This window comes from Bacillus cereus group sp. MYBK216-1 (assembly GCF_051916495.1).
GTDB lineage: Bacteria > Bacillota > Bacilli > Bacillales > Bacillaceae_G > Bacillus_A > Bacillus_A thuringiensis_K.
Map to the genome: position 1 here is coordinate 550847 of NZ_JBQAGT010000003.1, position 21393 is coordinate 572239.

The following is a 21393-nucleotide window of genomic DNA, read 5'->3' on the forward strand; positions in this document are numbered from 1 at the left end:
TTGAATAATATAAAAAGAGAAAAATCCTACTCATAAGTGTAGGGTTTTTTGTTTGTATATTACGTTACAAGAGTTTCCTTATTTTCTTCGGAATGTCTTTTTTAGAAATCTATGCAACAGAGCCTTTATAGTAAGAGTATCTTGTTGGGGATAATCAAAAAACGCATATCGCAATATAAAAATTCACTTTAATACTAAAGGATACATGACAACGATTCGTATAAATTCTTCTCAATAATTGAAAATAAAATCAATCCAGATTATTATATTGTTATTGTAATTATAAATGTAATTACATTTTATTGAAGGAGGATACATAGATGAAAAACTCAAAAGGCTCGATTGAATCAGAGATAAGCAAAGCAATTACTCACTGGGAAAAGGACTACCTAGGACGCGGATCTATATCCGTTAAGACAGATATATTGCGGGATATGATTATCGTAAATTTACAAGGTATTTTAACGCCGGCTGAATATACTGTTTGCGAAACAAAAGACGGTATGCTAACGATAAAGAAAAATCGTTCGGAGCTAGTTGAATCTGGAATTGAAGATTTGAAAGAGATTATTCTAGAATTAACTGGAGAAAAAGTGAAAAGCTTTCATACGGATATAAGCTCCCGTACAGGTGAACGAGTAATGATTTTTAAATTGTTTAATAATCTTGAGGAAAAGTTTTAAAAATAAAAAACAGCTTAAGATTAGGGGGGAATAAACTGAAAATGTAGCGGGAGGATTCAGAAGTCTACAAGTTTTGCGCTTTATTTAACTTTATTAACATGCTAATAATAAAAATTAAGTTATTTAAATGTAATAAAGCTTAACTCGAATTACTCTAAAAAATTAATAAATAAATTGACAAACTGCTTAATATAGTTTATCTTATAATTGTTTTAAAAAATTAATAGATGCTTATTTTAACTGTTTGCTATAATTAAGGCTTTAGCATTTTTTTAATATGTAATATTGACTAAATGAAAAAGTTTCTTAATTAAAAGATAGCGCATAACATAAATTGATATATTGATTGCATAATCTAGGAGATCAGAGATATACTGTTATTTTTAATAGGAGTAATACATACATTACTATCCTCTATAAAATGGGAGCTCTTCAAAAAACTTTATTGAAGTTAGTTGAAGTGAAACCGACAATCTCCATAATTCAATGATGATATAAAATCATTGAATTATGGAAGTTGTCGGTTTTTTTTATGGGAAAAAACGATGCACTAAAAAGAGTGAATGAAAATTGAAATTTAAAAAATTATCTTAATTAAAAGGAATTTTTATAGGTTATTTTCGCTTAGAAGGGAGTATTTAATATGTTAATTTCGCTGAGTTCATCAACACTGTTAACATTATTTTTTATGGCGCTTAGTGCTTCTTGGCTAAGTGGATTATTGTTTTTAAATGCAAGGATACCTTTACGTTTTGTTCATATCCATATTGGTATCGCTGCTTTGCCTTCATTGATTTCTTTACTCGCACTTGTTAATAACAATGGAGATAGAGTTGTAGGGCCTTGGCATCTAGATACTTTAGCTTGGTTAATGGCTTTCTTTGTTCTTACAATTGGTTTAATCATTCAGCGTTTTTCTGTACGTTACTTAATGGGAGACCGCTCATATCGAAAATACTTTGTACTTTTTACATTTACTACAGGTGTATCTTCGGTTGCATGGTTAAGTGATGATTTTCGCTTAATGCTCATTTTTTGGGGAGCAACGCTTATAGGATTGGTTCTACTCATAGGGCTAAATAAAGGGTGGAAAGTAGTTAGCGAAGCAACAAAAATCTCTGGCTATTTATTTACAATAAGTTGGATTGCGTTGCTATCAGCTATCATTTGGCTTTTTCAAGTAACAGGACAGTGGCAATTAACATCAGTTTTAACGAATGAAAATGTAGCGCTACATGGAACATTGGAGGGAACAGGAATTAACTTATTAATTATATTAGCGGTAATGATTCCAGCAGCACAATGGCCTTTTCAAAGATGGTTAATTGAGTCTGCTGTTGCTCCAACTCCTGTTTCTGCTATTATGCATGCGGGTTTAGTAAATGCTGGTGGTATCATGTTAACTAGATTTTCGCCTCTTTTTCATGATGATATTGCACAAATCATTTTACTTATTTTCTCTAGTATTTCTGTCTTAATCGGAACAGGAATTAGTTTAGTCCAAGTTGATTATAAACGTCAGCTAGTAGGTTCAACTATTGCGCAAATGGGATTTATGCTTATTCAATGTGCATTAGGCGCCTATTTAGCGGCTGTTATTCATTTAATTTTACATGGTTTGTTTAAAGCTACACTGTTTTTACAAGCTGGTTCTTCAGTGCAACGTTTTGGGGTAGTGAATCAGTCTAATGAAAAAATGCCCAATTTATGGATTATATTCGGGCGTGTTTTAGGATTATTTATAGCAATTACTTTCTGGTTTATGACTTCTGGAGAGGGATATCAACTAGTTAGTGCGTTAATCTTAGGCTGGTCACTTTACTTTTCATGGAAACAGCTTGTTGTTTTTGGAGAGGGAAGAATGGGACGAATTGCTGGCTTAATTGTTTTGATTGGATTTTCTCTCATTTACTTTACTGTTCATAATTCTCTTTATAAATGGTTGCATACTGACATTTATCAAAGTGTTCAACCTTCAGTTCCAGCCGTTATCTTTGTTATATGTATTTTACTATTTAGTAGTGCTATTAGTACTTTCGTTACTCGTAATCAATCTTCTACTTTATTCGCTGTACTTTATCTTTGGTTAGTTCGAGTAGGTGAGGCGAGAAGAAAGTCAGTAGAAAGTCACCCAAGCTATCTGAAACATTATGTATCAAAGGGAGGTAATTCGTGATGAGTATAACGTCAATATTAAAGAAAAATACAAACATTGATATGCAAGAAAATAATATAAATGATTTAGTTGCATCTGCTAGCCGAGTGATTGCACCACTTTGGCCTATCTCTACGTTTGCAGCTCACCACCCTTGGATGGGACTTGAAAAGCAATCATTTGAACAAGTCGCAAATTGGTTAAAAGAAGCTCGTAATGTGGATATTTATCCTAGTGCCTCCATGATTCATTCGGCAAAAGCGAAAGGTGAGATTGAGGAATCATTTTTACAAAGTAGTTTGTCTCGTTGGCTGGATTCACAATCTTTTCATATTCCGCGAGAGAAAGCAGAGCGATTTTGCCAAGCAGCTTTAAAGTTAGAGAAATTACCTTCTAGTCTATTATCATCGCCAGAATTAAATAAACTGGCAGACGAAATGAGTTATATAAATACAGGGAGTATGAAAGCCTCTGTTATGCAGCCAATAAGTTCGCTTATAGAGAATCACAATAGTGAAAACCTATCTGATATTCTTAATTATCATATCATTAAATGGTGTAAATTATATCTTGATGACTCCGGATCAAGTTGGACGATGCCAAATCGAGAGAAAGGTTTTTATCGTGCATGGCAACACCTTATTAATTTTGATCCAGCGCTCAGTAAAAATGAGCGTAAAGTTTTAAAAGATTGGCCACAAGATGCCCAAGTAGCTTTAGCGAGAGCATTATTTGAACTAGGAATTTCTGAATCTAACATACAAGCTTACCTTGAAGGGCACTTACTTTCTTTGCCTGGGTGGGCAGGAATGATACGATGGCGCTCACAACAATCAATTCAGGAACAGGAACTCCTAATAGAATATTTAGCAGTTCGAATTTCTATGGAGCTGGCTATTGCAAAACCTTATTTACCTTTAAAACATCAAAAGGTTGAGAAAAAAGTTGCACTCGTCCCGCTTATAGCTTCTTGGATCTATTGGGGAGATATTTCAACACGGGAATGGTTACAAATGCCTGCTGCTGAACAAAGCGAATTGTTAGCATTTGCATATCGTTTTGATGAAAATATTCGCAGAAAACTTTGGCTCGAAGCTTGGGAACAGACGCATGCAGAGCAATTAAGGGAGAAGATTTCTTCTAAACAGCGTGTAACTAATGATAAAAAGCATGTATTAGCTCAATTAGCATTTTGTATTGATGTACGTTCAGAACCGTTTCGTCGCCACTTAGAAAAACTAGGTCCGTTTGAAACGTTTGGAATAGCTGGTTTCTTTGGATTACCAATTGCGACTAGTGAACTAGGTAGTAATGACAGCCATCCTTCTTTGCCAGTTATATTAAAACCGAAGCATCAAATAAAAGAGCTCACAGATGAAAACGAATTTAAATCTTATGAGCAACGTAAGAGGGTAGGCAGTTCGGTGCGTTATACATTTAAAACGATGAAACAGAACGTACTGACAAGTATGGCGCTACCTGAGTTAAGTGGTCCTTTACTTGGTCTACAGATGGTGACAAGAAGCTTTGTCCCAAGAGGAGTTGGTGGTTTCATTCGTAACCTTCGTAAAACTATGTTACAAAAACCTGATACAACATTCTCGCTTAATCATGTTCATGACACAAAGGGCGAGATACCTATCGGTTTTACGAAAGAAGAAAAAGTGAACTATGTGCGTCAAGCTTTAAAAATGGTGGGACTGACAGAAAAATTTGCTCCTTTAGTTGTAATGTGCGGACATAGTAGTCAAAGTACGAACAATCCTTATGCTGCAGCACTTGAGTGTGGTGCTTGTGGAGGAGCAGCAGGAGGATTCAATGCAAGAGTTTTCGCTACTTTATGTAATCTTCCAGAAGTAAGAGAGGCGTTGTCTGCTGAAGGCATTAAAATTCCTGAGGATACCATTTTTGCAGCAGCTGAACATAAAACAACAGTGGACGAATTGGAATGGATTTACGTCCCAGAACTTTCGAAAACTGCGCAAGAAGCATTTGATTGTATTGAGTCAATTATGCCAAATGTGAGCCAACATGCAAATAGAGAGCGTTTAATGCAATTACCTAATTTTAAAACGGAAATAAACAATCCTAGTAAAGAGGCACATCGATTTGCAGAAGATTGGAGTGAAATACGTCCAGAATGGGGATTAGCTCGTAATGCATCTTTTATTATCGGACAGCGTGAATTAACTCAAGATTGTGACTTAGAAGGCAGGGCTTTCCTTCATAATTATGATTGGAAACAGGATGAAAGTGGCGATATATTAGCTAACATTATTGCAGGACCAGGAACAGTTGCGCAGTGGATAAATCTACAATATTACGCATCAACTGTAGCTCCTCATTATTATGGTAGTGGAAATAAAACAACCCAAACCGTAACGGCGGGTCTCGGTGTTATGCAAGGGAATGCTAGTGACCTGTTGCCAGGCTTACCTTGGCAATCTGTTATGCAGTCAGATAGTGAGACGTATCATTCACCACTTCGTTTACTAATTGTCATTCAAGCACCTATTGAATATATAGAACGTTTGTTAAATAATGATTTCACATTTCGAGAAAAAGTTCAAAATGGATGGGTTAGACTTGCAAGTGTTGATCCAGAGGGACGCTGGAAAAACTGGTAACAATTATTATTGTTACTAGCTTAAAAGTTTCATAAATACAATAATGAAGAAGGAGTGCTCCATATGAATTCAAAGAATAAAAAAGTTTTATTATTAACAGACATTGAACACGGAATAGAGCCTAGTATCCAACAAGTAACTAACATTCACCAAGAAAACATGTTGACTATACACAGCTATGATTCTGTAATTGTACATCCTTATGGAGATATAATGAGATCTATTATTATTGCTATTTATCAAGAAAATGTTAAAGAAATTTTTGTTGTCGGAATAGAGGATAAAGAAACGTCTTCAGTTAATCTACAAATTCAACGTGATTTCATAAAAGATAATATAGAATTAGACTATCTCTTTAAAAATTGCATGCCTGAATTTTTAAGTGGTAGCCTTAATCAATGGCTGAGTGGACAAAAAAATGTTAGTGAAAATATTGAAAAGAGTATAGATATGATTCGTCATCATCCATTAGTACCTTCTGATATTGAAGTTCATGGTTTCATAATTGATAGAACGGGTGAAAAAGAAACGGTTGTTAAAGTTTCTGCTAATAAAGTAGTGAAACAAATGCATTCTTATGTGTAAGTTATCGATAGATAAGCAACTTTTATTTGGACTTGTGTCCTTTACAAAGAGCAAAAGAAATCTTCTATAAATGGAGATCTTTTGCTTTTTTTGTTTGGATTTTTAATGTGTTTTATACGAGACACTTAATACATAACAAAATAAAAATATATAAATTTTTGCATGAAAATTTAAATGCGGATTAGCAGGTGATAATAAAGTTAATCGTAAAATAGAAGTGTATATTGTGATTTATCCCGCTTTAACGGGCAGCCCTATTGGTGAGGGCTGATTAAAGTTTCACTTTATTTTAAGGTTATTATGAAAAAGAATGGAGATTCTTTTGTTATGAGAATAAAACAGTTAAAAACTAAAATGATATAAGAATAATTTTGATAAGAAGTATATAGTTAGAATGATTTGGAGATACAGATGGGGATATAACTATTTTATTTAGGATGGTGCACTTAAAATGGATTTACAGAAAGGGAAATTCTATTGGAACACAACTTTTTCTAATACACCTTCGTATCCTCGTTTGGACGAAGATATAAAATGTGACGTACTAATAATAGGAGCAGGAAGTTCAGGTGCTCAATCAGCATACTATTTGAGTGAATCAGATTTAAATATTGTTATCGTTGATAAAAGAAAGGTAGGACATGGAAGTAACCTTACAAATACAGCACTTATTCAATATTTAGGAGATAAGATGTTTTTTGAACTTGTAAATACATTTGGAGAAGAGTATGCAGTTAAGCATATGAAATTATGTGAACAAGCTATTAATGATATTGAATATGCTGATCAAAACTTGCCTTATTGCTCTGATTTTAAACGACGTGACAGTTTATATTATGCAAGTTATGAAGAGGATATAAAGAAATTAGAAAAAGAACTGTATTATTTACATAAGCATGATTTTAAAGCGACTTGGCTATCAGAGGAACAAATTGGACAGAGATATCCATTTAAAAAACGTGCAGCTATTTATACGTATAATGATGGTGAAATAAATCCTTATAAATTTACACATAGTTTATTAAAACAAGCTTCTAATAAAGGAGTTCAGATTTATGAAGATACAGAGATTGTTGGCAAAAAGTTAGAGAAAGAATGTGCTGTTTTTTATACAAAAGGGGGCAATTCTATTACTGCCAACAAAGTAATTGTGGCTGCAGGATATGAAGGTTTGGAATTTAAAAAGGAGAAGAACGCTACACTGATTAGCTCATATGCAATTGTGACTAATCCTGTGGAAGATTTATCTTCTTGGTATAAGCGTACTCTTATTTGGGAAACTGCGAGACCATATATTTATATGAGAACTACTGCAGATAACAGGATTATTATAGGTGGATTAGATGAAGATACAAACATTGCTCAAGAAAGAGATTCAAAATTAATTCATAAAAAAGAGAAATTAGTAAATGAATTTAATAAGCTCTTTCCAAATATAACAGTTGAACCTGAATTTTATTTAAGTGCTTTTTATGGTGGTACTCATGATGGTTTACCTATAATTGGAATGTATGAAGAGTTTCCAAATTGTCACTTTATCTATGCATATGGAGATAATGGATTAGTATATAGTATGGTACTTTCTAAAATTGTTCGAGATGTAATTATTAGCGGTTCAAGTCCGGATTTGAATTTATATTTACAAACTAGACCAAAACTAAATGAGTAAGCTGCACGTATGCAAAATCATAGTATTTAGGGTACCATATAAAAAGCGCTATTTTAAATGCATTAGTTTAATGTGACTATTTGTTATGTTTATGAATGCTTAAATAAAGCATTCATAAACAATATTATTTGTTAAATCCATTCATCTTACTAAGTTCTGTTATTTGTATAATCCATTCTTTTTTTAGGTAGGGTAGAGTTGCTTGGATATTATGATATTCCCATTCTTCCTCAATGGTAGGATAAAGGTTAAATAAGTATTTTTCTTCATCATTTGTTACACTTGCTTTAGGATTGCCACTAAGTTTAAAATAAATGTCGCACCATCCGCTATAGTTTGTTAACATAAATAAAAAATTAGGACATGTGAATTCGATGAGGTATATTTCTTTCTCTAATTGAATATCTGATAGTAATTCCCTTGCAGTTTCAAAAGTAGGCTTTTTTTGGTAACCATTGCATGAATGCCATGCCCAAATGGGTAAATCTATAATAAAGTTAATACTATTCTGTTTCATATGTCTTACAATGTATTTATATGCTGTGATATCTTCTTTACTAACAAACATAGGATTGGCTATAAGCTTATCTTCATTCAAAAGTGTATTTATAGCATTTTGGTTTTGAAAAGTCCATAGGATTGTTGAATCAATAAATGTATTTAAGTTTGATTGTGTATCAAATTGTTTTCTCATCTTTCGCTCCATTTTCTTTTTTATTTTGCAGAATTAAGAATAAATATGACTAATCGTACAATAAGAAATACCTATGCTAGATACAATTGTAAATGCTTATTTAAAGTAACAGCAAGGAATAACCTTTTTATATAGAGTGTACAATACATGCAAAACAGGATTAAAGAAGATTTTAAATATAATATGAAATAGTACAAAATAAGAATTTGATATATCTTTTATATATAAACTATTAATTGAAGTTTGTAATTACACATTATAGTTAGTATACTAACTATATAATTAGTGTACTAACTATATTGGAGGTTATATGAATAATTTAGGCTATTTATTACACAAGGTAAGTATAATGACGAAAACAGAATTATCAAATCAATTAAAAGAATATAAAATAACAGCTCAGCAATGGTCTGTGTTAAAGGATATATCTCTTTATCCAAATGGAACCACCCCGGCTATGATTGCTGAAAGGCTCTTAGCAGACCGTCCAACAGTAACCGGAATTATACAAAGATTATTGCAAAAAGAATGGATTCTTATAAAACATAATCCTAAAGATAAACGGTCACATTTAATATTTTTAACAGATGAAACTAAGGCATTAATACAGGAGATAGAAAATGTAAGCGATGAAGTTATAAAAAATGCTACAGCTAGTATTCCTAAAGAGGAAGTAGAAAATACAGTTCGAGTTTTGCAAAGTATGATTCAAAATTTACAAAAAAATAAAGGGTGATTAAAATGATTTTAGTAACAGGTGCTACAGGGAATGTAGGAAAAGAGGTTGTAAAATGCCTAATAAAAAGAAATGCTACTTTCAAAGTCACAACGCGCAGTAGAGAAACTGAAGGAGTGTATTTTGATTTTGAAAACCCCTCATCTGTAAAGGTGGCTTTAACAGGTGTTACTAAAGTCTTTCTAGTAAGACCACCACATCTAGCTGATGCAAAAAAGTATTTCCAGCCTGTTGTAGATGCTGCAAAAGAAATAGGTATAAAACACATTGTATTTTTATCTTTATTAGGTGTAGAAAAAAATCCGATAGTACCTCATGCTAAAATTGAAGCTATGATAAAGTCTTCTGGGATCCCTTACACATTCCTAAGACCGAGTTTTTTTATGCAAAATTTATTATCACAACATGGTGATGAATTAAGAAATGAAAAAATAATTGAAGTACCTGCTGGTAAAGGGGAAACAAGTTTTATAGATGTACGGGATATTGGAGAAGTTGCAGCTAAAATATTAACCGAAGAGGGACATGAATTTAAAGCCTATTCTTTAACGGGAAATGAGGCATTAACATATTATGAAGTTGCTGCTATTATTTCAAAAATAATAAATAAAGATATTACTTATACAAATCCAAGTATATTTAAATTTAGAAAAAGAATGATTCAAAAGGGACTTAACAGTGACTTTATTTGGGTTATGATTGGAATATATACAACTGCAAAATTAGGGTTAGCTAAAAAAGTCACATCAGATTTATCGAATTTACTAGATAGAAGTCCAATAACCATGGAAACGTTTGTTTATGATTACAAAGAATTATTAATATAATAATGCAAAAGCAAAAAAGAAGATTATTCACATAAAGAATCTATTATGTTTTAAGAGTAAGAAAGGATAGCCATGCAAAATAAAATTATCGTTATGTTTCAAAAAGATTTTCGCTTATATGATAACCCAGCTCTATTTGAAGCTGTTCAGTCTGGTGAGGTTCTTCCTATATATATACAAGATGAAACTTTTTCAATAGGAAGTGCGGCAAAGTGGTGGTTGCACCATGCTATAATAGATATAAAGAAGCAACTTGAGGCATTGGGTTCTACTTTAATAATCCGCAAAGGAAATACACAGGAAGAAATACTTTCTCTCATAAAACAATTAGATATAACGGCTGTATATTGGAATAGTTGTTATGATCCAGACAGGTTAAAATCTAATCAAAAAATGAAAATGATATTAGAAGATAAAGGTATTATTTGTAAGGAATTTAATTCGCATTTATTATTAGAACCGTGGATTATAAAAAAGAAGGATAACACTGAATATAAGGTGTTTACACCTTTTTACAATGCATTTCAAAAGCAGGTAATACCTAAACCTACTAGCAAAGTGCAGAGTATAAAGTGGGGAAGCTCTTTACCAGCAAGCTTATCTGTTTCAGAATTACACTTGTTGCCGACTATACCGTGGACATCTCATATGGAAGCAATATGGGATCCGACAGAAGAAGGGGCATATAAAGTATTTAAGAAATTTTTCTCTAGCAAATTAGCCTTTTATAGTGAAGGAAGAGATTTTCCAAATCAAAATGCTCATTCGATGTTGGCGCCATATCTTTCATTTGGCCAAATACCAGTGAAGTTAATGTATCACTACTTAATAAATAAAAGTACCGAAAGACAATGTAGTCTTTTTGAAAAACAAGTGATTAGTTTTATACGCCAATTAATTTGGAGAGAGTTTTCTTATTATTTGCTATATCACTATCCGTTTACAGTATATAAACCTCTTAATAAAAACTTTGAACATTTTCCATGGAATAAGGAAGAGGAGTTATTAAGAGTATGGCAGAAAGGTGAAACTGGTTATCCGTTTATTGATGCGGGAATGCGGGAGCTTTGGCAAACAGGTTTTATGCATAATCGGGCAAGAATGGCTGTAGCCTCTTTTCTTGTAAAGCATTTGTTAATTTCGTGGCAGGAAGGAGCAAAATGGTTTATGGATACACTACTAGATGCGGATATTGCAAATAATACAATGGGATGGCAATGGGTTGCTGGAAGTGGAGCAGATGCATCACCGTACTTTCGTATTTTTAATCCTATCACACAAGGAGAAAAGTTTGATAAAAATGGAGAGTATATAAGAAAATGGGTACCAGAATTAAGAGATATACCGAATAAGTATATACATAAACCTTGGGAAGCACCTGAGCATATTTTGCAAAAAGCCAATATAAAACTTGGTCATACATATCCTTTGCCAGTTGTTGATCATAAGGCAGCACGGGAGAGAGCACTTTGTGCATATAAAAGTATGAAAGAACTTGTATAAAATAAATGAATCAATATAAATTTCATATGTAAAGGTTACAATGCAAAGTATAGGAATATCTATTTACACATTAAAGTTTTATTCATTGAAAGAGCACACGAATCAAATAGAGTTTCTAAAACCTTCTATTAAAAAAGGAGAATGTTTATGAAAAAATCTAGTATTATAGTATTTTTACTAACATATGGTTTGTTTTATGTTTCTAGTATTTTATTTCCTATTGATCGTGCTTGGTATGATGCGTTAGAAAAGCCGTCTTGGACACCTCCTGGTATGACAATCGGCATAGTTTGGGCTGTATTATATGGACTCATTGCATTATCAGTTGCAATTATTTACAACAAATATGGATTTAAGCCAAAAACATTTTGGTTTATATTCCTTTTAAATTATATGTGTAATCAAGCGTTCAGCTATTTTCAATTCAGTCAAAAGAATTTGTTTTTAGCAACAGTAGATTGTTTACTTGTCGCTATTACTACGTTACTTCTCATAGCGGTTTCTTCCAAATTATCTAAAGTATCGACATGGTTGCTAATTCCGTATTTTTTATGGTCTGCATTTGCTACATATTTATCTTGGACAATTTATAGTATAAATTAAAGACGGAACTAAAAACTTGAGCATAATAAAAATGCTCGAGTTTTTATGTGTGTTAATGATAATCTAAAATATGGAATATATACATCTTAGGGAGGTCATCCTTGTGAAGAAATGGATAAAAATTACGCTGTACTCTTTACTAGCTATTTTAATTATAGGAAGTATTACTTTTTTGACTTGGTCTCAGTTTACTTATAAACCGACGAAAGAGGCTTTGTCGTTAGTAGATGATAAAAAAGATGAAGATAATATCGTTTTTGGAGCGAAAGATGCGAAAGTAGGGGTTATTTTTTATCAAGGAGCTAAAGTAGAAGCTGAGGCTTATAGTTACTTAGGAGAAGCTCTTGCAAAAAATGGGCACTTTGTAGTAATGCCTAAGTTACCATTAAATTTAGCGATACTTGGAATAAATGAGGTAGACAGTGTAATTGAAAAGTATCCGGAAGTTCAAAAATGGTATGTTGCAGGGCATTCAATGGGAGGAGCTATGATTTCTAAGTATGCCTTCCAACATGAAGACAAGGTAGACGGGATCATTTTCTTAGGTTCGTATCCTGCAGATGACTTTTCTACAAAATCGATTCCAATGTTATCAATTTATGGGGAAGTAGATGCTTTAGCAACTGTAGAAAAAATAGAGAACAATAAAAAGTTAATGTCGAAAAATAAAACTATGCACATGATAAAAGGGGGCAATCATGCTCATTTTGGCATGTATGGTGAGCAAAAAGGTGATAATGCTAGTTTAATTACGTCAAAAGCACAACGAGATGAAACAGTGAAAGTAATTGAAGAATGGTTATTAAAACAATGATAACAAACTTAATAAATCGATCAAAAAAGACTCTTACTATATAAGAGTCTTTTTTGAGTCTGGTTCTAAAATATATAAATAGCTAGCAGAAAAAATCAATTTTTCATTAAGCGGCTATTTAAACTTCTGTTTTTTGTAATGCTCGTTTTAATGCACCGATATATTCTTTCTCAGCCCTTTGGCTAATTTCAGCATGAGGCACTATTAATTCGAATCCGTGGTAGCCACCAGGATAAACATGAAATTCCGTTGGTACTCCAGCTTGCATTAATCTATTCGCGTATTCAATTGTTTCGTCGCGGAATGGGTCTATTTCACCCACCATCGTATACGTTGGTGGAAGTCCTGTAAGGTCAGTTGCACGAGCTGGTGCAGCGTGTGGAGATACATCTTCACCGTAAGCTGAACCTAAATACATTTTCCATCCAATAATATTAGCTTCTCTGTTCCATACTTTTGAATCCGTTATCTCAAAAGTAGAAGGTGTAATATTACGGTCATCAATCATTGGGCATAGCGGCATTTGGAATAGGATTGAAGGTCCCTTTCTATCTCTTGCTAAAAGAGCAAGGGCTGCTGTTAGTCCGCCTCCTGCACTCATGCCGGCAATTGCAATTCGAGAAGAATCGATACCAAGATCTTTCGAATTATTAGAAACCCACTGTAAAGCTGCATAGCAGTCTTCAAGTGGTGCAGGAAATGGATTTTCCGGTGCTAATCGATAATCAACTGAAACCACTACACAGTTGGCTTCCAATACAAATTTTTCACAAAGCCTATCATCCATTTCGGGTAATCCCACTTGGTATCCACCACCGTGAATCCAGAGTACCCCTGGTAAAGCTTTTGTGTTTTTAGTTGGTTCATAAATGCGAACTCTAACTTCGGGTGCTCCTTCAGGTCCAGGTATGAATCGATTGGATACGGTAATTTTATCATTCGACGTTAAATCAGTTGCAGCAAAGGCTTCATTAGCCCATTTTCTATATTGTTGGAAATTTTCCGGACCATTATCCATAGCTGGTAATACAGAAAACATTTCTCTTAATTCTGGATGAACTCTATTCTTCATTATAAATCCTCCTTTATTTTGAAAGTTTTTGTCGCTACTTTAGTTACTTTTTTGCGAAACCAGTCTTAACTGCTCGTACATAATCAGTCCAAGCGTGAATAGATATATCAGCATCTGGATGCATCATTTCGAACCCATGATAAGCCCCAGGATATAAATGAAACTCGACATCAACACCAGCTTCTGCAAGTTTCGTTACATATGTTAATGTTTCACTACGGAATGGGTCTAATTGACCAACACATGTGTAGGTACGTGGTAAATTACGATAATCTTCTGCTCGAGCTGCAGCTGCATAAGTAGGAATATGATTCGTTCCATGTAATTCTCCTAAATACATTTTCCAGCCAGCTTCATTTGACTTTTGATTCCAAACAAACCCTTCTTTAATTTCATTCGTAGAAGGTGTATTATTACGATCATCAATCATTGGATAGAGCGGCATTTGGAAACAAATAGAAGGGTATTGTCGATCACGAGCTAACAATGTTAATGCTGCTGTAAGTCCGCCCCCAGCGCTTACTCCTGCAACACCAATTCGATTTGAATCAATGTTTAATGCTTCTGCATTATCAGCAATCCATTTTAATGCTGCATAACAATCTTCAATTGGGGCTGGATAAGGATGTTCAGGAGCTAAACGGTAATCTACAGAAACGACCATACAGTTAGCTTCTTTTGCAATTTTTACAGCAAGATCATCGTTATCATTTATAGAACCCAAGATATAACCGCCACCATGTATCCACAACAGGACAGGTAAGGATTCCTTATTTGATTTTGGACGATAAATTTTTAATCGTAATGGATTCGCATCAGGTCCCTCAATAACTTTATCTGTTACAGAAAGAGTTTCATCAACGATGGTAGGTGGGAATACTCGCGAAGCCTCTTCTCGCATTGCTTGCAAACACTCTGGGCGTAAATCTTGATCTGGATACATTTCTAAGCCTGGTAATAACTCTGGATTTACTCGATTTTTCATTTAAAAAACTCCTTTTTATAATGTTTTGTCTGAAAGGTGAAATATTATTTTTAAGCTAGCTATGTTTAGCAATTTATCATAGGTATTAGAAGAAAACGATAATCAAAAATGTGTATGTGTTTCAAAATGAGACAAAAATCTCAAATTGGCTCATTTCTTAATAAACTTCTAACGGTATGTAGCAAAATTAGTAATCAAATTTATTCATGACTCTTGTCTTTATACACGTATTTTAGTGCGTATTTTCTTCCTCGAAACTAATTAATGAGGGGAGCAAGGGGCTTAAAATGGATTGATGTACGATTTATCCCACTTTAATGGGCAGTAAGACCCCCACTGATTAAAGTTTCACTTTATATGTTGTAGTATAAAAAAGAAAAAGCATCAATCTTCTTTCCTATAGTAGAAAGAAGGTTGATGCTTTTTCTTTTAGTTCAGCTGCTTTAGCACCTTGAAAAAATAAACCAGACTTAAATATAAAGCCTAGGGCAAGAGAGCATACAGTTTGAATGAAATTTATGATTTTAAAGACTTCAATGCTAATTGTATATAAGTATCCATTCTCTGTTCTAGTGAGTATTCTCTATCTGCAACACACCAGTCTAATATAAGCCCTCTAGCAATTATAAAAAGATACGTTGTTATTTCTTCTACACTCATATCATTTGTTAGTTCTTTTTCGAGTTGTCCTTTATAAACAAAATCATTTAGAGTTTTGTAAATTAATGAAGGTTGATATGCGAATATCCTTTTATTGTAATCGTTAAGAAGATTTATATGTAATTCTAATTTAGTTGTATATTCAGCTATGCATTGGAAGAAATTCAAAATCGTTCTTTGTGCTGTTGCATGTTGCGCTATATTTTCTAATTCAACATGTAGGTTTTCCTCAATTTGTTGAAATAATTTTTTATAAATATCCTCTTTGGAAGAGAAATAATGATAAAAAGTTCCTACTGATACACTTGCTTTTTTACAAATATCTTCAATTGTTATATTCTCAAATTTTTTTTCTTTCGTTAAATTTAAAAACACAAGGAATATATTACTTTGTGTTAGTAGAGCTTGTTGTTTTCTTTTCGTCAAATTTTTTTTATACAAGGTTTATTCCTCCTTGATTATATATTAACTGATATCTTAAAAATGAAAAAGTAGTTTGAAAATATGTTTTGTTGTTATATAATCTTCAATACACCGAATTGCATTCGGTGAATTGTATTCAGTTTAATGTAAATGATTTTTTGAGGGGAGATTGTATATATGAAAACACCTTATGAATCAATTATTATGATTCCTACAAATAAGCTGATAGGAAAAAAGGCCTTGGAAGATCCATATGATCCATTTGCATGGTATAAAGAAATGCGAGAGGAAGAGCCTATTTGTTTTAATCCTCAGGCTGATATGTGGAATGTTTTTTTGTACGACGATGTAAAAAGAGTTTTAGAGGATAAAGAGTATTTTTCTAATATTATGCCCGAAAAGAAGAAGCCTCCATTTCCCCAAAGTATCCTTGGAATGGATCAACCAAAGCATACGCAAATTCGGTCTATCGTAAATCGTTCTTTCACTCCTAAAGCATTAGAGGTATGGGAGCCTAGAATCCAAGAAATCACAGAAGATATCCTTACTCAATTATCCAATCGCGAAAATTTTGATATTGTCCAGGAGTTATTTTATCCTTTACCGGTTATAGTAATTGCGGAGATGTTAGGTGTTTCTACTAATGACATGGACAAATTTAAGAATTGGTCTGATATTATCGTAAGTTCACCCAGTCATGATGATCCGGATTATTTAAAAGAATTTTTTCATACACGTTTACAAGCAGAAAATGAATTAGAGAATTTTTTTGAAGAAATCCTACAACTCAATCGAGGAAATTCCAATAAAGATTCAAATGATATTATCTCTTTATTAGTACAAAGTGAAGTAGACGAAAAAATTTCAGGAAAAGAAATAGTATCATTTTGTAAACTACTATTAGTAGCAGGAAATGAAACAACAACCAACTTGCTCGGCAACTTATTATATTGTTTAATTGAACATCCAGATGTTTATAAACAAATACAACAGGATACAGCTCTTATTCCAAAAGCAATTGAAGAAGTATTGCGTTATCGTTCACCGGCTCAAAGAGTTGTACGCAGAGTAAAAAAAGAGATGCAATTAAATGGCCAAACTTTACAAGTAGATCAAATCATCTCAGCTTGGGTGGGATCAGCTAATCGAGATTCTAATTATTTCAAAGATGCTGATAGTTTCAACATACACCGTAAGCGCAATCCCCATCTTGCATTTGGTCATGGAATCCACTTTTGCTTAGGTGCTCGACTAGCTAGGTTAGAAGCTACAATTGTCTTGATGGAATTAATTAAAAAATATAAATCATTTTCGTTCATTGATACTAATCTTCCAATACCTATCTCAAATAGTAGTTCTGTATATGGATTAAAATCTTTTCCGGTGAAAAGTGAAATGATCCAAATAAAATAAATAGTAAAGCCTTGGTGCAGGTGCATCAGGGCTTTACTTCAAATTTACATTCTAGAATAAAAATGTATCTTTCCATAGTTAGTTGAATCGTTTTTGGGATTTGGGTAAAACATTATTTTTAGCTTGATTGTGATGTAAAACATCCCGTATGACTACTACGAAATAAAACAGGCTATTCAATTAGTGTGAATGAATCGAAACGCTCCCCGAGTTGTGCAAATATTAATGGAAAAAAATAATCCTTATCAGTGGAGAAACTAAAATATTACGCAGCTTTAGAGGCATGCAAGTTCGAAAATATTGTATTTCGGTGGTCAACTCAAGGTTTAGTTACATTCATATATCGTTAAATTCATCTTTGATTAAAAGTGTATGAATTGCTAACGGATATAGGGAATGGGGACTATATTGGAAAAATGACTATAAATTTAAACAATGTTAAGAATTTGATATAGGAGGGTATTTAATTTGAGCAATTTTACACGTTTACGCACACAAAACATAATAAAAGATGCATTCATGGAATTATTAAAAGAAAAAACATTTTCATCCATCACAATTAATCATATATGTGAAAAGGCAATGGTTCATAGAAGCACATTTTACCGTCATTACGAAGATAAATATGTGCTGTTTAGTGATGTGTCAAATTCAATCGCAATAAACCTCTTTGAACAAACGAAGCAAGGTTCCGATTTAGAACGTACATTGTTTGAAGAAATAATCGAATACATAGATGTTAATCGTACATTGTTTTTTAATATTACGAGTAAAAATAATAGCCTTGAGTTATACAAGAAATTGATTCAGTTTGGTGCAGAAAATTTATATGAAAATTCAATGGAATATAATGATCCACTTTCCAAACGAATTAAAAACTCCGATTACCCAATGGTATTATGTGATTTCTACTGTAGTGGTTTTTTTGAGATTATAAAAAAATGGTTAAACAATGAATATTCATATACAAAAGAAGAATTAATTCAGATTTCTAAAAACTTATAATAGATAAATGAACCACTTCATAACATATGTCTCACTTTGAGACATATGTTATTTTTTGCTCATCGAATTCCTCCAAAACCTATGATAGATTAATGAACATAGCAAAGGGGGAAAGGAATTAGGAGGAAGATTAAAGAAGAAAAGAAACTTGTTTTCATGCTTTAAAAAAGGATTACAATCCAATATTCAACAAAAAATTTATATATAACATTTTAATTATTTAAAGGAGGATTTTTTATGAAGGCTGCAGTGTGGTATGGCGAAAGAGATATTCGTATTGAGGAAAGAGAAGTGAAAGAATTACAACCTAATGATGTAAAAGTTAAAGTAGCATGGGCTGGTATTTGTGGGTCTGATTTACATGCATATTTGCATCCGGATTCAGTACCAATGAATAAGAATATGGTAATCGGACATGAATTTTCTGGTGAAATTGTAGAGGTCGGTTCTCATGTTACGAAATTTAAAGAAGGTGACAGAGTATGTATCTATCCAATGATGCTTAAAGATCCTTCAAATGCTGAAACGGAACGTTTCATCACTATAGACGCGGTTGGTGCACATATCGACGGAGGGTTTGCAGAATACGCGATACTTCCACAAAAAACGATTTTTAAAATTCCAGATAATTTACCACTAGAAGTAGCAGCAATGGTTGAACCCGCAGCTGTATCTTTCCAATCAATTAAGGATTTAAATGTAAAAGAAGGAGATACAGTTGTTGTTTATGGAGCGGGTCCAATTGGGTTATTTGCTGTATTAGGTGCAAAAGTAGCAGGTGCTTCTAATATTATTGTTGTCGATTTATTGGATAGTCGACTCGATAAAGCAACTGAAATGGGTGCAACACATGTCTTTAATGCTAAAGAAGTGAACCCTGTTGAAGAAATTCGTAAATTATTCCCAGATGGAGCAGATGTTACAGTTGAAGCTGCAGGTGTTGAGTCAACATTTAATCAAGCCATTCAATCAACTAAAGTTCGTGGCACAATGATGGTTATCAGTTTTCACACGGAAGATATCCAGTTTAATGGTCCTGCTTCATTAATTTTTAGTGGTGTAAAAATAATGGGGTCTGTAGGATACAGTAATGAAACTTACAATGAGGTCATTGAATTACTTGCTAACGGAGGATTGCCAGCGCAATCAATTATTACAAGTAAAATTAATATAGATAATCTCGTTGAACAAGGCTTTGAAGCACTAATGAATGATAAGTCTCAATCAAAAATTTTAGTTAAATTAAGTGGCGCACATTAATTATATTGCAGATAAATGAACTTGCGACGCGTAACAAATGAATTAGAGCTAAACAGTAATGATAAGTTGTATCCATAAAATAAAAGAGCCAGCTCATACGAGTAGGCTCTTTTATTTAACTTTTATCTCCAATGTCCTTTTGAATATCCTTTTCAGAAATAATATCGTAATAATAGACATATCTACCTTTCACATTAATTTTCAAGTAAGTTATTCGTACAAAATTATTAGGGGTGTCTGCTCCTACTGTATATTCTTCTTTATTCACTGATTCATCAATACCCTTTAGTGAGTACATTGCTCTTCCTTCACTATGCTAATCAGGAATGCCGTATCCTTCCGCAACAGCATATACATTTTTTTCTTCAGCAAGAGGATTAAACCTGTCCAAATCCCCGCGCAATAGGAAAGGTAGTAAATATATAAGGAGTCCTATTCCTAATATGCAAAGTAAAAGTTTCTTCATGATTGTTTCTCCTTTTGTCTATTGGAGCAATAAACCTAGATGAATATAAATTCTACAAAGCGCAATTTGAACTGTTAAATGATCCTAATTTCTCTGGTCAGAATCCACCAAAAGATTTTCACTTAGGATCAGCAGTCTTTTGGGATTCTATCCGGAAAATTAAAGCAGCAGAAATGTTAAAAGAACAAAAGAAACGGCTTTAATATCCAAGAATATTAATAACCTATTACCTAAAGTTTTTTGAAAATTTAGGTTTAACATCTTTAAAATAGGTGTATTACATATTACATAACAACTAAATAAAAAAATCTAAAGGAGGAAAGATACCATGTATAAGAATGAAAGAAAACCGGTGGTTTATGAATATCAAAATGAACAGGAAGTAGTTATGAAAGTAAAAGAGCTAGAATTGCAAGGGATTCACCAAGATGACATTTACGTCTTAACACATGAAAAACATATAACAAAAAAGATTGCAGATGATACAAACACAAATACGATTGGAGTAAAAGAACAAGGATTGGGCACAAGTATTATCAATTTTTTCTCCAAAAAAGGAGACGAACTTCGAAATCAAATGGAAGAAATGGGGTTGTCGAAGGAGGAAGCTAATTTATATGAAGAAAAATTAGATCAAGGGAAGATTTTACTCCTAGTAACAGCTGAAACACCAACGGCGAGTGATAGGCAGCTGCAAAACTATCATTCTCTCTAATAGCTTGCAACATCTGATAAATAGATAAGTTAATTGTTTTAGGTTGTAGCATGGAAGAAAATAAAAGTAGAGAAGGGTGAGAAAAATGAAACATACAATATTTAAGTATGCTGTGATTGGGATTACGACCGGAGTCATAGTCTCCCTATTAAAAAAAGAAAATCGGAAAGCTATACAAACAAAAGGAAAAAGCATAAAAGAAAAACTACAAGAAGGAAACATAAAGGAAACATTAGAGAAGGTAACTGAGACAAGTAAACAATTCTCTGCAACTGCAGCTAATGTTGCAAAACAATCATTACCACAATTGCTTACAGCCACACCAGTTGTCATTTCTACCATTAAAGACTTAACAGAGAACGAAAATAACAAAAAGAAAACAGATGAAAAGGATTACGAAATAAATGAAAATAGTAAGAACTTAGATGGGGAAAAAACGAAAAATGAAAAGAAATATGTGAAAGAAGGGAAAGAAGAGAGTGCCTAGATGTAACTCTA

At 33.0% G+C, this 21393-nt stretch carries 19 protein-coding genes and 2 pseudogenes; 16 read left to right on the plus strand and 5 right to left on the minus strand.

Features of this window, described 5'->3' with window-relative positions; genetic code table 11:
* Positions 1–320 precede the first annotated feature (320 nt).
* The 5 genes from ACTFRH_RS13025 (at position 321) to ACTFRH_RS13045 (ending at position 7719) form a co-directional block, all read left to right on the plus strand.
* A complete protein-coding gene (locus ACTFRH_RS13025) occupies positions 321–683 on the plus strand; it encodes a DUF2294 domain-containing protein (RefSeq protein ID WP_000798164.1) in 363 nt (120 codons plus the stop codon).
* 643 nt (positions 684–1326) lie between these two features.
* The gene (locus ACTFRH_RS13030) at positions 1327–2859 is read left to right on the plus strand and encodes an NADH dehydrogenase subunit 5 (protein WP_440048744.1); all 1533 of its coding nucleotides are present in this window, start codon (positions 1327–1329) and stop codon (positions 2857–2859) included.
* The gene (locus ACTFRH_RS13035; protein ID WP_000029059.1) at positions 2859–5465 is read left to right on the plus strand and encodes a DUF2309 domain-containing protein; all 2607 of its coding nucleotides are present in this window, start codon (positions 2859–2861) and stop codon (positions 5463–5465) included. Before ACTFRH_RS13030 ends, ACTFRH_RS13035 begins: the two co-directional genes overlap by 1 nt.
* A 63-nt stretch (positions 5466–5528) precedes the next feature.
* Complete coding sequence (locus tag ACTFRH_RS13040) at positions 5529–6050, plus strand: hypothetical protein (RefSeq protein WP_001086239.1); 522 nt, start codon at positions 5529–5531, stop codon at positions 6048–6050.
* Positions 6051–6501: 451 nt separating this feature from the next.
* Positions 6502–7719: an NAD(P)/FAD-dependent oxidoreductase gene (locus tag ACTFRH_RS13045; protein ID WP_000365626.1), complete on the plus strand. Its 1218-nt coding sequence runs from the start codon at positions 6502–6504 to the stop codon at positions 7717–7719.
* Between the two features lie 124 nt (positions 7720–7843).
* Here the strand turns inward: ACTFRH_RS13045 and ACTFRH_RS13050 are convergent, their stop codons facing one another.
* Entirely contained in the window at positions 7844–8413 is a 570-nt protein-coding gene (locus ACTFRH_RS13050) for a DUF3841 domain-containing protein (protein ID WP_001231208.1), read from the minus strand.
* Between the two features lie 310 nt (positions 8414–8723).
* Here ACTFRH_RS13050 and ACTFRH_RS13055 point away from each other — a divergent pair, with 310 nt between their 5' ends.
* From ACTFRH_RS13055 to ACTFRH_RS13075, 5 genes are all read left to right on the plus strand, one after another.
* The gene (locus ACTFRH_RS13055; protein ID WP_001061039.1) at positions 8724–9149 is read left to right on the plus strand and encodes a MarR family winged helix-turn-helix transcriptional regulator; all 426 of its coding nucleotides are present in this window, start codon (positions 8724–8726) and stop codon (positions 9147–9149) included.
* Between the two features lie 5 nt (positions 9150–9154).
* Positions 9155–9976 carry an SDR family oxidoreductase gene (locus ACTFRH_RS13060; protein ID WP_000604776.1) on the plus strand — a complete coding sequence of 274 codons (822 nt, stop codon included), beginning with the start codon at positions 9155–9157 and terminating at the stop codon, positions 9974–9976.
* A 72-nt stretch (positions 9977–10048) separates the two neighbouring features.
* Positions 10049–11479, plus strand: a complete 1431-nt coding sequence (locus ACTFRH_RS13065) for a cryptochrome/photolyase family protein (RefSeq protein ID WP_001179963.1) — start codon at positions 10049–10051, stop codon at positions 11477–11479.
* A gap of 147 nt (positions 11480–11626) precedes the next feature.
* Entirely contained in the window at positions 11627–12082 is a 456-nt protein-coding gene (locus tag ACTFRH_RS13070) for a TspO/MBR family protein (RefSeq protein WP_000749728.1), read from the plus strand.
* Between the two features lie 103 nt (positions 12083–12185).
* Positions 12186–12896: an alpha/beta hydrolase gene (locus tag ACTFRH_RS13075; protein WP_000758823.1), complete on the plus strand. Its 711-nt coding sequence runs from the start codon at positions 12186–12188 to the stop codon at positions 12894–12896.
* 118 nt (positions 12897–13014) lie between these two features.
* On the opposite strand, the gene ACTFRH_RS13080 is transcribed toward ACTFRH_RS13075, so the two are convergent.
* The 3 genes from ACTFRH_RS13080 to ACTFRH_RS13090 form a co-directional block, all read right to left on the minus strand.
* The gene (locus ACTFRH_RS13080) at positions 13015–13968 is read right to left on the minus strand and encodes an alpha/beta hydrolase (protein WP_000797632.1); all 954 of its coding nucleotides are present in this window, start codon (positions 13966–13968) and stop codon (positions 13015–13017) included.
* 43 nt (positions 13969–14011) lie between these two features.
* Entirely contained in the window at positions 14012–14953 is a 942-nt protein-coding gene (locus ACTFRH_RS13085) for an alpha/beta hydrolase (protein WP_000797651.1), read from the minus strand.
* 516 nt (positions 14954–15469) lie between these two features.
* A complete protein-coding gene (locus ACTFRH_RS13090; RefSeq protein WP_000277165.1) occupies positions 15470–16054 on the minus strand; it encodes a TetR/AcrR family transcriptional regulator in 585 nt (194 codons plus the stop codon).
* A 159-nt stretch (positions 16055–16213) separates the two neighbouring features.
* Between ACTFRH_RS13090 and ACTFRH_RS13095 the strand changes: the two genes are divergently transcribed.
* The 3 genes from ACTFRH_RS13095 (at position 16214) to ACTFRH_RS13105 (ending at position 19714) form a co-directional block, all read left to right on the plus strand.
* A complete protein-coding gene (locus ACTFRH_RS13095; RefSeq protein WP_000856896.1) occupies positions 16214–17449 on the plus strand; it encodes a cytochrome P450 in 1236 nt (411 codons plus the stop codon).
* 468 nt (positions 17450–17917) lie between these two features.
* Positions 17918–18454 carry a TetR/AcrR family transcriptional regulator gene (locus ACTFRH_RS13100; protein WP_000064559.1) on the plus strand — a complete coding sequence of 179 codons (537 nt, stop codon included), beginning with the start codon at positions 17918–17920 and terminating at the stop codon, positions 18452–18454.
* A gap of 237 nt (positions 18455–18691) precedes the next feature.
* A complete protein-coding gene (locus ACTFRH_RS13105; protein WP_000642461.1) occupies positions 18692–19714 on the plus strand; it encodes a 2,3-butanediol dehydrogenase in 1023 nt (340 codons plus the stop codon).
* Between the two features lie 115 nt (positions 19715–19829).
* Here the strand turns inward: ACTFRH_RS13105 and ACTFRH_RS13110 are convergent.
* Positions 19830–20180 (minus strand): annotated as a pseudogene (locus tag ACTFRH_RS13110) (YxeA family protein).
* Positions 20181–20191: 11 nt separating this feature from the next.
* Here ACTFRH_RS13110 and ACTFRH_RS13115 point away from each other — a divergent pair.
* The 3 genes and pseudogenes from ACTFRH_RS13115 to ACTFRH_RS13125 form a co-directional block, all read left to right on the plus strand.
* Positions 20192–20380 (plus strand): annotated as a pseudogene (locus ACTFRH_RS13115) (alpha/beta hydrolase); the annotation flags it as partial.
* 128 nt (positions 20381–20508) lie between these two features.
* Positions 20509–20895 carry a general stress protein gene (locus tag ACTFRH_RS13120; RefSeq protein ID WP_000277579.1) on the plus strand — a complete coding sequence of 129 codons (387 nt, stop codon included), beginning with the start codon at positions 20509–20511 and terminating at the stop codon, positions 20893–20895.
* An 85-nt stretch (positions 20896–20980) separates the two neighbouring features.
* Positions 20981–21382, plus strand: a complete 402-nt coding sequence (locus ACTFRH_RS13125; RefSeq protein ID WP_000683207.1) for a hypothetical protein — start codon at positions 20981–20983, stop codon at positions 21380–21382.
* The last annotated feature ends 11 nt before the right edge of the window (positions 21383–21393 follow it).